The organism is Streptomyces sp. NPDC051963, from assembly GCF_044593495.1.
GTDB lineage: Bacteria > Actinomycetota > Actinomycetes > Streptomycetales > Streptomycetaceae > Streptomyces.
Map to the genome: position 1 here is coordinate 461,580 of NZ_JBIUCC010000006.1, position 12,497 is coordinate 474,076.

Below are 12,497 nucleotides of genomic sequence, written 5' to 3' on the forward strand. Positions count from 1 at the left end.
GTTTTTCCTGGGTGCGCGAGGGCCAGGATACGGGTGATGAGTCGCTTACTGGATCCACTCGGCTGCGCGCTGATCCTGCTCGCCCTCGCGGTCGTCCACTGGTGAGCGGAGTTCGGCGAATGCGGCCGCAGTGGGACTTGCGGGTTCGGCTTGATAGACGACCAGCTGCTGATGAGGGGCTCCATTGACGGTGAAGGCCGAGAACTGGATCTCCAGGGAGCCCACCCGGGCATGTTTGAGGTTCTTCGCCTGCCGGGTCTTGCCCTTCACATGGTGCCGTGCCCACAGCTCGGCAAATTCCGGACTCTTCCCGGAAAGGGTTTCTACGACTTCGATGATCCGCGGAGATCTCGGGTCGTGCCCGTAGGCCGCGCGGATTTCGGCAACGCACGACTGGGCGGCGTTGTCCCAGTCCTGGTAGAAGTCGCGGCCCTCCGGGTCGACGAAGACCATGCGGGCCAGGTTGTCGAACCGCTGAAAGCCACTGTGGAGTGCGGATGCAAGGGCGTTGCACGCCAGGATGTCCAGCGCCGGGCCCACCACGAAGGCAGGGGTGTCGGGCCAGCTGTCGAGCAGTCGCAGCAGCTGCGGGGCGACCTGGTCGTGGCCTGCGGGAAGCGTGCGGCGTTCCTGCGGTGCCCGGGTGAGTCTGCGCAGGTGGTCGGTGGCCTCGTCATCAAGGTGCAGGGCGTCCGCGACAGCGCCGATGACCTGGGGCGAAGGGCTGGACTCGCGCCCCTGCTCCAACCGCATGTAGTAGTCGGCGCTCACACCGGCGAGCATCGCGACCTCCTCGCGGCGCAGCCCGGGCACCCGCCGACGGCCGTGCTCGGGCAGGCCCACGTCCTGCGGCTTGAGGGCTTCGCGTCGTGCTCTGAGGAACTCTCCCAAGGGGGTGCTGTCGCTCATGTCGCAGGCCGGCCTTCCCGTTTTTGGATGCGGCGAGGGGCTGTGTGCAAGGAAGTCAGGCGGCGGTGTCCGACTCGTTGGGTGCGGCGGTTCGGGTCGGCTCTTCGAGGGGCGGCTCGGTCGACCATGTCGCCAGCAATCGCAGGGCGGTTTCGGAGGAGGAGCCGGGCTCGGTGCTGTAGATGAACAGGGTCTGATTGCTGTCGCCGGGCAGGGCGAGGGCCTGGTACGTGACGGTGAGGTCGCCGACGACAGGATGGTGGTAGCTCTTGGTTCCCTCGGTGCGCTCGTGAACCCTGCGCTCGACCCAGTACGCGCGGAAGTGCTCGCTGCGCACCGCGAGTTCGCCGACCAGTTCGCCCAGCTGCGGATCCTCGGCGTGGCGTCCGGCGTCCATGCGGAGCATGGCCGCGGTGTCCGCGGCGACGCTCTCCCAGTCCGCGTACAGCTCGCGGGCGGCGTGGTCGAGGAAGACGAACCGGCTCTGATTGCGCTCGTTCGCGGGCATGGCGTCGAAGTCGGCAATCAGTGCACGAGCGAGCGGATTGGAAGCCACCACGTCGGTGCGCCGCCCCAGGACGAATGCGGGGCAGCAGGCGGCATCCAGCGTATTCAGCAGCTGGTGGACGGCCGGGCTGACCTGCTCGGGCGGGGAGGGCGCGGGGCGCCGGGGCTGGAGGGGCCGCCGGTTCGCGAGATCGAACAGGTGTACGCGTTCGGTGTCGTCCAGACGCAACGCCGTCGCCAGAGACTCAAGGATCTCCGGCGAGGCGGTACGGCTGCGCCCCTGTTCCAGGCGCGTGTAGTAGTCGACGCTGACGCCTGCGAGCTGAGCGAGCTCCTCACGACGCAGGCCCGGGACACGGCGCCGAGCGGTCCTGGGCATTCCCGCGTCTGCGGGATTGAGCCGGCCCCGGCATGAACGGAGAAACTCTCCCAGCTCCACGATCTGGTTCATACCGCAATTCTCCGCGAGGCCCCTGGGCGTCGGAAGTCGCGAAGGTAGCCGCAATACACCCAGGAAACGATGGACCGGTCCGGCGGCTCAGTCCGGGCCGACGAGCGGGGCCGGCCGGGGAGTCGGCACCGCGGTCAGGGAACCGAGCAACGCCAGCGCGTCGGCGGAGGGACTGCCGGCCTCTGCCTGGTAGACGATGACCTGCTGGCCGGGAGCGCTGTTGACGGTGAACGCTTCGTAGTGCAGCTCCAGGTCGCCGACCTCGGCGTGGTGGAAGAGCTTGGCCTCGCGGGTCTTGCCCCGCACGTCGTGGCGAGCCCACAGCGCACGGAACTCGGCGCTCTTCATTGACAGTTCGCCGACGATCTCCATCAGCCGCGGGTCGTCGGGATCGATGCCGGCTGCGCGTCGCAGTGCGGCCACGCATGATTCGGCAGCACGGTCCCAGTCGCGGTAGAAGCGGTGCGCGGCCGGGTCCAGGAACGTCATGCGCAGCAGGTTGTCGCATGACCTGAAGTCGGTGAACAGGGCGGCCGCGAGCTCGTTGCGAGCCAGGATGTCCAGCGCGTGGCCCAGGACGAAGGCCGGCGTGTCGCTCCAGCTGTCCAGGAGCCGCCGCAGGTGCGGGCCGACCCGTTCGACGCGGGGCGCGCGACGTGTGCGGCGCGCAGTGGGGGTGGCCACACGGTACAGGTGTGCCAGGGCGTCGTCATCGAGGCGCAGGGCCTTGGCCACGGCCTCGAGCACCTGCCGCGAGGGACGCCGTTCGCGGCCCTGTTCCAGCCGCATGTAGTAATCAGCGCTCACACCGGCCAGGGTGGCGACTTCCTCGCGGCGCAGACCGGGCACCCTGCGGCGGCCGGACGTGGGCAGCCCGGCGTCCTCGGGGCGCAGTTGAGCGCGTCGTGCGCGCAGGAAACCTCCCAGCGCATTCTCGGCCAACGGGTACTCGTCTGTGTCCATGCCATCGAGGTTAGGGCGGCTCGGCGGGCTGTGGCGGGCCGAAGGGGGGGTGCGCTTCTCCCAGGAATTTCCGGCCCCTTTGGAACACTTCTCCCAGGAAACTGCTGGCCTCCCTGCTTCTCGCAATGTCACCCTCACCGAAATCACGATCCCGCCCACCGCGCCTGATCCCGGTCCACGCCGCCCGGCACTTGTGGATCACCGGGCCCGGCCGCCCGCACGGTCTAAGCTCCGGGCCATGCGCGTATTGGTCTTGGAGGACGATCCCGAACTGGGGCCCGTCGTCGCTGCTCAGCTGCGGGGTGCGGGGTTCGCGGTGGACCTCGCGCAGACGCTGGCCGAAGCGGATCTCAAGCTCTCCGTCAACCGCTACGACTGTGTCGTGGCCGACCGCTCGGTCCCGGACGGCGATTCGCTCATGCTGCTCGCGGAGCACCGGCGGCAGGGATCGGCGCTTCCCTTTCTGCTGCTGACGGCGCTGGACTCGGTGAGCGACCGGGTGGCCGGCTTCGAGCACGGGGCGGACGACTACCTGGTCAAGCCCTTCGCCTTCGCCGAACTGGTCGTACGGGTGCGTGCGTTGTGCCGCAGGGAGCAGCCCGCGCGGCTGCCGGTCCTGCGGGCGGGTGATCTGGAGGTCGATCTTCCACGGCGCCGTGTGTCGCGGGCGGGCGTGCTGCTCAGCCTGTCGGCCAAGGAGTTCGCGGTGCTGGAGGTGCTGATGCTGCGCGCGGGTGAGGTGGTGACGCGCACCGAGCTGATCGAGAGCTGCTGGGACGAGGCGACCGAGCCGATGTCCAATGTGGTGGACGTCCTGATCGGCCAGCTGCGCCGGCGGCTCGGGCCGCCCGATCCGATCGGGACGGTGCGCGGCGTCGGCTACCGCCTGGGCGACGAGGCGCAGGCGTGATCCGCCGGGACCGAGCGTCCTCGCTCTCCCCCGCCGTGGCCCGGCTCCGGCGTACCCGGCGGTTGATGACGCTCCTGTTCGCCTCGACGACCGCCGCCTGTCTCGTCGTACTCGCCGCTGTCGCCGTGCGTATCGATGCCCTATCCCGCCGCTCCGGCCTCGACCACGAGGTCGGGAGCCGTGCCACCGGCCTTTCGCGGGCGGTCTGGTTCGATGCGGGGACGCTGCACCTGGAGCCGTTGCGCGAGGACGAACTCGCCCAGGGCGCACAGGTGTTGGCCGTCCTGGAGGCGGTGCCGGGACAGGCGCCGTCGGTTCGGCACGTCGTTCCCGCGCGCTCCGGGCTGCCCGATCAGGACCGGCTCGACCATGTCTGGCGAAGCGTCCTGGAAGACCAGGGGACCGTTCTGGTCAGCGCACCTTCCGCGGACGGCGGGCGGCTGAGGTGGGCGGCGGCTCCGGTCTGGGACGACGACCGGATCGGTGCGGCCGTGCTCGTCGGCACGGAACTGGCGCGCAGCGAACACGATCACCAAGTCCTCGTGCGATGGCTGGCCCTCGGTTGCACGGCCCTTGTCTGCTGCGCGGCAGCCGTCGGCCATCTCCTCTCCGGCCGGGCCATGCGTCCCGCCCTGCGCGGGCTGGGGCAGCAGGAGCAGTTCCTGGCGGAAGCGGCGCACGAACTGCGTACGCCCCTGGCGACGTTGCGGCTCGTGGTGGAGCGAGGTGGCTCCTCCGACGAGGCCCTACGGCTGGTGGACCGACTGAGCCGCCTGGTCACCGGACTGCTCGCCAGGGCCCGCATGGAGGCCGGCGCGCAGCAGGCCGAGCTGATCCCCCTGCGCCTCGACCAGCTGGTGGAGACCACCGTCGAGGAGCTGCCGGACCACGACAGCGTCACGGTGAGCGGCGAGCCGGTGGTGGTGCACGGGGACCCGGACCTGCTGGCCCAGGCGGTACGGAACCTGGTGGAGAACGCCCAGCGGCACGGTGGGCCTGCCGGGTCGCCGGTCGAGGTCACCGTCGCACCCGGCCTCGTCACGGTCCGCGACCACGGCGCGGGCGTGCCGCTCGCGGACCGGGAGCGGGTCTTCGCCCGGGGTGTCACCAGGGGCGACACCAGGGGTGCCACCACACGTTCCGGACCCGCCTCGGGAGCCGAGGGATCCGATGCTCCCTCGGGAACAGGCGCAGGGCTGGCCATCGTCCGCTGGGTCGCCGAGCTCCATCACGGCTCCGCCCGACTCACGGACGCTCCCGGAGGCGGTCTGCTCGCCGAGCTGCGGCTGCCGCCGAGCCCGTCCCCGGCATCCTCATCTTCATCTCATGAAGGCCCGGGCACCGTGGGCGCATGATCTCTCTGCGCAACCCCCGGCTGCTGATCGGCAGCGCCGCGGGACTCGGCACCCTGGTCCTCGTCGGGAGCTTGCACGCCCTGTCCTACGGCGGTGACGGCACGCCCCCTTCGACCGAGGTGGCGATCCGGGTCGACCAGGTCGGCTATGTCCGCGGCGAGGCGAAGCGGGCCTACGTCATGGGGCCCTCGGCGGCTCTCGCGGGCGCCCGCTTCAAGGTCGTCGACGCCAAGGACAAGGTGGTCACGGCGGGCAGACTCGGAACCGTCACCGGCCGCTGGAACGCCAGGTACCCCTCGGTGCGCAGCGCCGACCTCTCCGCGCTGGACACCCCCGGCACCTACCGCTTCGTCCTGACCGGCACCGCGGCCGGCCGCTCCCCCGCCTTCCGGATCGCCGATGCCGATGAGCTGATGGCCCCGCTCGTCCGCGACAACGTCCGCTTCCTCCAGGCGCAGCGCGACGGAGCCGACGTACTTCCCGGCACCCTCCGGCACGGGCCTTCCCATCTGACCGACCGGGACGCGACCGTCTACGCCGAGCCGCGCTACGACGACGAGGGCAACGAGCTGCTCGACGACCGACTGACCCCGACCGGTGACCAGGCCGACGTCTCGGGCGGCTGGTTCGACGCGGGCGACTTCCTCAAGTTCACCGCCACCACCTCCTACTCGGTCACCGAACTCCTGCTCGCTGAACGCGACTTGCCGGACATGACGGAGCTCTCGGCCGAGGCCTCGCACGGGCTGGCCTGGCTCGACCGGATGTGGGACGAGGACAGCGAGACGCTCTACGCCCAGGTCGGCATCGGCGTGGGCAACGAAGCCGTACGGACGGATCACGACGTATGGCGGCTGCCGGAGGCCGACGACCGGCTCAGGGTGTCGCCCGGTGACCCGGACTACACGATCAAGCACCGGCCGGTCTTCCGCGCGGCCGACCCGGGCGAGGCGATCAGCCCCAATCTGGCGGGCCGGGTGGCCGGGGTCTTCGCGCTCGCCGCACAGCGCGCCGCCGCCACGGACGAGGCGGCGGCCCAGGAGTGGCTGGACAAGGCCGCTGCCGTCTACGACCTGGCCGACGCCGACCACAACCCCGACGAGCCGCTCGTCACCGCGTTCCCGGGCGCCTTCTATCCCGAGGACTCATGGCAGGACGACATGGAGTTCGGCGGCGCCGAACTGGCCCTGGCCGCACGGGAACTCGGGGACGACCGGGAGGGCGACTGGGCCGACGCCGCGGCCGGATGGGCCGGCGACTATCTGGACTCCGACGTCAAGGGCACCCTGAACGTCGCGGACGTCAGCGCCCTGGCCCACGTCGACCTGGCCACCGTCCTGGACGGCACCCGCACGAACGGCATCGGGGCCGAGGAGCTGTACGAGGACCTGCGCCGCCAGCTGGACGACGGTGTCGCCCGCGCCGGGCACGACCCGTTCGGGGCCGGTGCCGTCTACGACGACTTCGACGCCGTACCGCACACGTTCGGGCTGGTGGCCACCGCCCGCCTCTACGCCAAGGCCACCGGAGACAGCCGCTACGCGGCCTTCGCCGGCCGGCAGCGGGGCTGGGCCCTCGGTGCCAACCCGTGGGGCACCAGCTTCATGATCGGCGCGGGTGAGGTCTATCCGCATTGCCCGGAGCACCAGTCTGCCAACCTAGCGGGGAGTCGCGACGGCAGCGGCGCCATCCTGCGGGGCGCGGTGGTCAACGGCCCCAACGAGGCCTCGAAGCTGGAGGAGTTGAACGGCTTCCCGACCATGAAGAAATGCTCCGCCGCCCCACCGTCGGGGGCCTGGACCGACTTCGACGGCAAGGGCGCACGGTACGTCGACGACGTGGGCGCCTGGCAGACCGTGGAACCCGCACTGGACTTCACCACGACGGCGCTGCTGGCCTTCGCCCTGACCGCACAGACCGACGGCGAGTAGCTCGGTTGCGTCCCCGGCGCTCACCGCACGGACCGACTCAAACCAGCCAACGAGTGGCCGAACAAGGCAGGTTGGGGCCGACGATTCACATGAGCCGAGCGCGGAGGAATAGCGTGGGTGACCACGGCCGGTGTTCGACGGTTTCGTGGTTTCTCACCACGTACACACAGGAGCGTCCATGACCAATGAGGCAGAGAAGTCCGCGCAGGAGGCGCTCGCCAAGATCGATACCTCCGTGCCGCAGTCGGCCCGGATCTGGAACTACTGGTTGGGCGGCAAGGACAACTACGAAGTCGACCGAGTGGCCGGCGACGCGTTCCGCACGATCTTCCCGGGTATCGAGACCGGAGCGCGTGCCGCACGGTACTTCCTCGCCCGCGCCGTTCGTCACCTGGCCGCCGAGGAGGGCATCCGGCAGTTCCTCGACATAGGCACCGGCCTGCCCAACGTGGACAACACCCATCAGATCGCGCAGCGGGTGGCCCCCGAATGCCGGATCGTCTACGTCGACAACGACCCGTTGGTGCTGGCACACGCCCGCGCGCTGCTCACCAGCACCCCGGAAGGTGTCACCAACTATGTCGACGCCGACCTGCGCGACCCGAGCACCATCGTGCGGGAAGCCGGAAAGACGCTGGACTTCGACCAGCCCGTCGCCCTCATGCTGATGGGCATCCTGGGCCACATCGAGGACCACGACGAGGCATGCTCGATCGTGCGCCGGCTGGTGGACGCCCTGCCCGCCGGAAGCTACCTCGTGCAGTACGACAGCACCGACACCAGCAAGTCCTATGTCGAGGCCATCCAGCAGTACAACGAGGGCGGCTCGATTCCGTACATCCTCCGCAGCCCCGAGCAGATCGCGCGCTACTTCGACGGTCTGGAACTGCTCGAACCGGGCGTGGCGTCGTGCTCCCGCTGGCGTCCCGACGAGAACGCCTGGGGTCTGCCCGCGGAGGTGCACCAGTACGGCGGTGTCGCCTTCAAGCGCTGAGACCCGCCAGACCCGCCGACCGGCGGCACGCGTCGCGGGTCAGGTGTCCTGGAGGATGCGATGGAGAATCGTCGGAGTCTCGTCCGGCGATTCGGCCTCGACCACGAGGCGGTTCATGACATCCCAGTAGCACTCGATCTCGGCCGGCTTGTCGGGGTAGAGGGCAGTGGTGAGCTGTTCGAGGCAGACCATGTCGGGCAACTGACCGCCGGGCAGGCGCAGGATGGTGACCGGACCGCCTTCCGCGGCGTACCCGCCGGCGGTGAACGGCATGACCTGGACGGTCACCTGCGGGAGTCGACAGACCTCGATGAGATGCCTGAGCTGGGCGCGCATCGTGCTGGTGCCGCCCACCGGGCGACGCAACGCCGCCTCGTCGATCACGGCCCAGAACTGCACCGCCGGCCGACGGTCCAGAATCCGCCGGCGTGCCATGCGTAGCCCGACTCGACGCTCGATCTCCTCCGCGCCGGCGCCCGGGTGAGCGAGCCGGATCGAGGCACGCGCATAGTCGGGGGTCTGCAACAGGCAGGGAACGCGTTGGACCTCGAAGCAGCGGATGAGACTCGCTGCCTGTTCGGCTCCGAGGTAGGCCTGCATCCAGGTGGGCACCACGTCGTTGTAGTACCGCCACCAGGCAGGGGTGTTGGACTCTTCGGCCAGAGCCAGCAAGGTGGCGCGTTCGGCGTCGTCCGTCACTCCGTAGAGGGTGAGCAGGTCGGCCACGTCCCGCAGTTTGAACCCGTGCCGACCGCCCTCCAGCCGGCTGATCTTGGACCGGGAGGCGCGGATGAGATGCCCCGCGGCCTCACGGCTGATCTGCTGTTCCTCGCGCAGTCTGCGCAGCCGTGCGCCCAGCACCAGACGCGGCATCATCGGGCCGGCCGAACCGCCGTCCAGAACCCGGTTGTCGGACGATGTATGTGCGGCCTCTTTGACGCCCATCGACATGCTCCCTGTGGTGAACGCGGCTCTGCACGTGTGCAAGCGCCACGGCCAGCCATCCTAGGGGCTGACGGATGCATGATCTCCAACTCGCAGGAATGACCTTCGACTTGGACGGATCACGGGAGCAGGAAAGGTGCTGCCCGCTCCGCCTGCCCTAGGCGGGCAGATGGCGCGCGACGGAGTCGTTCAGTCGTGTGAGGCAGGCCGCCAGGGTCCGGAGATCTTCGTCGGACCAGTCCGCCAACGCCTCGCCCAGCAGGTGCGAACGCCGGGCGGACGCCATGGCGAGATGGCGGCGTCCGGCGTCGGTCAGCGCGACTCGACGGATCCGCTGATCGACCTCGTCCCGGACACGTACGACCAGGCCGTCCTCCACCAACTGGTCGACGACGCGCGTCGCTCGGGCGCGATCGACCAGCAGCAGTGCCGCGATGTCGGACAGTTGTGGCGGTGGCGGGGAGCCGGCCTCGACAAAGCGCAGCACCCGGTAGGCGGTTGGTGAAACGGAACCCGGCAGCCTGTCCAGGAACCGCTCCCGGACCAGGGGTCCGTAGAACCCGTACCGGCCGTGCCGCAGTTCCTGCATCGCGTGGTCCAGCCCTCGCACGCTCATCGCTCGCTCGTCCACATGGCCAGCCTGGTGCCTGGCGCGTGAACACCACAACCGTCCCAGTCGCCGAAATGGTTGTCCGGGTTCGTGTTCACGTCGATTGCCGGTAGCGGTCCTTGCCGGAGTGTTCACAACTGACAGGTGTCGGGCGGATCTCAGCGCGTGGGACGTTCGCTCACATGACGACGACATCGGCAGGCGGCGATCACTCCGCCGACAGTGCGAGGCCTGAGTCCGGACAGCGAGAGAGGGCCCAGGAGCGGGGCATTCACCCCGGCGTGAGCCGGCGCGCCGTGCTGGGAGCGGCAGGTGCGGCGGCGGGAGCGACCGCCCTCGTCGATCCGAGGCCGGCGGCGGCATCTCCCGCGCTGTGGGTCCGGCCGGAGGGGTCGGGCATGCCGCCCGTGAGCGGCCTGCATCTGCAGTTCGGCGCCGACGCCGCACGCGAGGTCGTCGTGTCGTGGCAGACGCCGGTGCCGGTGCGACGGCCACGGGTTCTGCTCGGCACGCCGACCCACGGGATGGGCAACGAGACCGACGCCCGGACCTCCTTCTACAAGGACGCCCAGTCCGGCCAGACGATCTACGTCCACCACGCCCGGCTGGACCGACTGCGGCCCGGCACGGACTACGTCTATGCCGCGGTCCACGAGGGGGCGACGCCCGAACCGGGATCCTTCCGCACGGGGCCGAGCGGCAGGGCGCCCTTCACCTTCACCAGCTTCGGCGACCAGGGCACCCCCACGGTCGGCAAGCTGGACGGTCCCATGCCACCGAAGATCACCGCGAAGCTCACCTACCTCAACGACAACCTCGGCTCGCCGTACGCCAACGACGTGACCACCGCCGTCGAACGGATCGCACCGCTCTTCCATCTCGTCAACGGCGACCTGTGCTACGCCAATCTCGCCACCGACCGACTCCGCACCTGGGCGGACTGGTTCGAGATGACGAGCCGGTCCGCGCGTTTCCGGCCCTGGATGCCGGCGGCCGGCAACCACGAGAACGAACTGGGCAACGGGCCGATCGGGTTCGGGGCCTACCAGACGTACTTCTCGCTGCCGGGCCACGGAGGTGATCCTGAGACCCGAGGGCTGTGGTACGCGTTCACCGTCGGCTCGGTGCGGGTCGTCAGCCTGGCCAACGACGACGTGGCCTTCCAGGACGGCGGCAACTCCTACATCCGCGGTTACTCCGGCGGGGCCCAGCGCCGCTGGCTGGAGGCCGAACTCGCGCGCACCCGGGCCGACGACGACATCGACTGGATCGTCGTGGTCATGCACCAGGTCGTCATCTCCACCGCCGACCACCCCGGCAACGGCGCCGATCTCGGCATCCGCCAGGAATGGCTGCCGCTGTTCGACGAGTACGGCGTCGACGTGGTCGTCTGCGGTCACGAGCACCACTACGAACGATCACACCCGATCCGCGGTCATCAGCCCAACGACACCATGACGCCCGACCCGGCGGCCACCCGCACCGACCTCGTCGACACCACCGACGGAACCGTCCACATGGTGATCGGTGGCGGAGGCACCTCGATCCCCTCGATGGACGTCCTGTTCGACACTCCCCAGTGCAACGTCATCACGGGTGTCGGACCCGCCGGTGCCAACGGCAAGAAGTCCCCGGTCTACGTGACGGAGCCGGCGCCGTGGTCGGCGGTTCGCGACCGCGTCAACCCCTATGGCTTCGTCGCCTTCACCGTCGACCCGGGCACCCGGCCCGGTGGGCGCACCACGATGGCGGTGACGTACTACGCCGTCACCGGTCTCTACGGCCAGGTGGAGGCGGTCGACACCTTCACCCTTCAGCGGGCTCGCAGTGACGGTACGAAAGCGCGCTGAGTCACGACGTCCGGCACGGCCGGCTACCGCCGGTACGGGTCGTCCTCGGGCAGCCAGGCGTCCGGACCGTGGATTCCGAAGTCCGCGTCGTCCTCGACGAGCGCATCGACGACGGCGAGGGCCGCGGCGCTGACTTCGCTGCGGCGCCACACCAGGGACCAGGTCCAGTAGATCCGCGGTGCGACGACGGGGCGTTGGACCAGGTCCGGTGGTAGTGGAGTGGTCTGGCCCTTGGGCGAGTTGATGACCGGGCGGCCGATGCGGCGGACGTGGTCGAAGAACGCGGGTCCGGTGATGCCGCCGTCGGAGATGCGGACCGCCCGGGCCCCGGTGTCCCGGGCGACTTCTTCGGCGTAGGCGTTCCAGGACGACCAGGAGGTGGTGTCCTTGTCGAGGAGGACGACGGTGTCGCGGGCGGGGACGTCGCCGGTGTCGTCCCCCGTGGCCACCGCGTAGAGCCGGTCCGCGCCGATGAGCCGGGCATGCAGGCCGCGCGGCTCGAGGTCCTCGGTCCGTACCCAGCACACCGCGAGGTCGAGGCTGCCGTCGGCGACCCGGGCCGCCTGAGTGTGCGAGGGGGCGACCCAGGCGTCGACGTGGACTTGGGCCACCGCGCCGGTGCGGGCGTTCAGGTCCGGCGGCAGCCAGTTGACGTAGCCGAGCCGGACCGGTTCCGATCCCGACAGTCGGCGGGCGCGGTTCTGGAGGTCGTCGGCGCGTTCCAGCAGGGCGCGGGTGTGCGGGAGCAGGGCGGCACCGGCGGGGGTGAGGGACACCGAGCGGCGGTCCCGGTCGAACAGCCGCACACCGAGGTCGCGCTCGAGTGCCTTGATCTGCTGGGACAGGGAGGGGCCCGCGATCAGCAGGCGCTCGGCGGCCCGGGCGAAGTTCAGCTCCTGGGCGACCGCGACGAAGTACCGCAGCTGGCGCAGTTCCACGCCCGTCATGGTACTTCGCTGGGAGGCTGCGCCTATCACCAGCGAGGCCCCCGGTCGTGGCGCCCGCCGGGCCGACGGGAGGACGATAAGGGCTGGGAAGGCCGACGCCGGGCGCCCGCCACGGTCCTTGCCCT

Annotated in this window: 11 protein-coding genes; 5 read left to right on the top strand and 6 right to left on the bottom strand. The window is 70.1% G+C overall.

Annotated elements, in window-relative coordinates; all coding sequences use genetic code 11:
• Positions 1-45 precede the first annotated feature (45 nt).
• The 3 genes from ACIHFB_RS26680 to ACIHFB_RS26690 form a co-directional block, all read right to left on the bottom strand.
• A complete protein-coding gene (locus ACIHFB_RS26680; protein ID WP_400128123.1) occupies positions 46-909 on the bottom strand; it encodes a helix-turn-helix transcriptional regulator in 864 nt (287 codons plus the stop codon).
• A gap of 55 nt (positions 910-964) precedes the next feature.
• A complete protein-coding gene (locus tag ACIHFB_RS26685; protein WP_400128124.1) occupies positions 965-1,795 on the bottom strand; it encodes a helix-turn-helix transcriptional regulator in 831 nt (276 codons plus the stop codon).
• Positions 1,796-1,954: 159 nt separating this feature from the next.
• Positions 1,955-2,830 (bottom strand): helix-turn-helix transcriptional regulator, encoded by an 876-nt coding sequence (locus tag ACIHFB_RS26690; protein WP_365282938.1) that lies wholly within the window; start codon positions 2,828-2,830, stop codon positions 1,955-1,957.
• Between the two features lie 238 nt (positions 2,831-3,068).
• Here ACIHFB_RS26690 and ACIHFB_RS26695 point away from each other — a divergent pair, with 238 nt between their 5' ends.
• The 4 genes from ACIHFB_RS26695 to ACIHFB_RS26710 all read left to right on the top strand — a co-directional run bounded on the left by ACIHFB_RS26695 (position 3,069) and on the right by ACIHFB_RS26710 (position 8,020).
• Entirely contained in the window at positions 3,069-3,740 is a 672-nt protein-coding gene (locus ACIHFB_RS26695; RefSeq protein ID WP_400128125.1) for a winged helix-turn-helix domain-containing protein, read from the top strand.
• Positions 3,737-5,095, top strand: coding sequence for a sensor histidine kinase (locus ACIHFB_RS26700; RefSeq protein ID WP_400128126.1), 1,359 nt, complete (start codon positions 3,737-3,739; stop codon positions 5,093-5,095). Before ACIHFB_RS26695 ends, ACIHFB_RS26700 begins: the two co-directional genes overlap by 4 nt.
• Positions 5,092-7,026, top strand: a complete 1,935-nt coding sequence (locus tag ACIHFB_RS26705; protein WP_365282935.1) for a glycoside hydrolase family 9 protein — start codon at positions 5,092-5,094, stop codon at positions 7,024-7,026. Before ACIHFB_RS26700 ends, ACIHFB_RS26705 begins: the two co-directional genes overlap by 4 nt.
• 178 nt (positions 7,027-7,204) lie before the next feature.
• The gene (locus ACIHFB_RS26710) at positions 7,205-8,020 is read left to right on the top strand and encodes an SAM-dependent methyltransferase (protein WP_400128127.1); all 816 of its coding nucleotides are present in this window, start codon (positions 7,205-7,207) and stop codon (positions 8,018-8,020) included.
• A gap of 39 nt (positions 8,021-8,059) precedes the next feature.
• Here ACIHFB_RS26710 and ACIHFB_RS26715 read toward each other — a convergent pair whose 3' ends face one another.
• Both ACIHFB_RS26715 and ACIHFB_RS26720 read right to left on the bottom strand, forming a co-directional pair.
• Positions 8,060-8,965 carry a helix-turn-helix transcriptional regulator gene (locus tag ACIHFB_RS26715; protein ID WP_365282933.1) on the bottom strand — a complete coding sequence of 302 codons (906 nt, stop codon included), beginning with the start codon at positions 8,963-8,965 and terminating at the stop codon, positions 8,060-8,062.
• A 157-nt stretch (positions 8,966-9,122) separates the two neighbouring features.
• Positions 9,123-9,581, bottom strand: coding sequence for a MarR family transcriptional regulator (locus ACIHFB_RS26720; protein WP_365282932.1), 459 nt, complete (start codon positions 9,579-9,581; stop codon positions 9,123-9,125).
• 275 nt (positions 9,582-9,856) lie between these two features.
• On the opposite strand from ACIHFB_RS26720, the gene ACIHFB_RS26725 reads away from it, so the two are divergent.
• Positions 9,857-11,425, top strand: coding sequence for a metallophosphoesterase family protein (locus ACIHFB_RS26725; protein WP_365282931.1), 1,569 nt, complete (start codon positions 9,857-9,859; stop codon positions 11,423-11,425).
• A 23-nt stretch (positions 11,426-11,448) separates the two neighbouring features.
• Here ACIHFB_RS26725 and ACIHFB_RS26730 read toward each other — a convergent pair whose 3' ends face one another.
• Positions 11,449-12,372 carry a LysR family transcriptional regulator gene (locus ACIHFB_RS26730; RefSeq protein ID WP_365282930.1) on the bottom strand — a complete coding sequence of 308 codons (924 nt, stop codon included), beginning with the start codon at positions 12,370-12,372 and terminating at the stop codon, positions 11,449-11,451.
• Between the last annotated feature and the right edge of the window lie 125 nt (positions 12,373-12,497).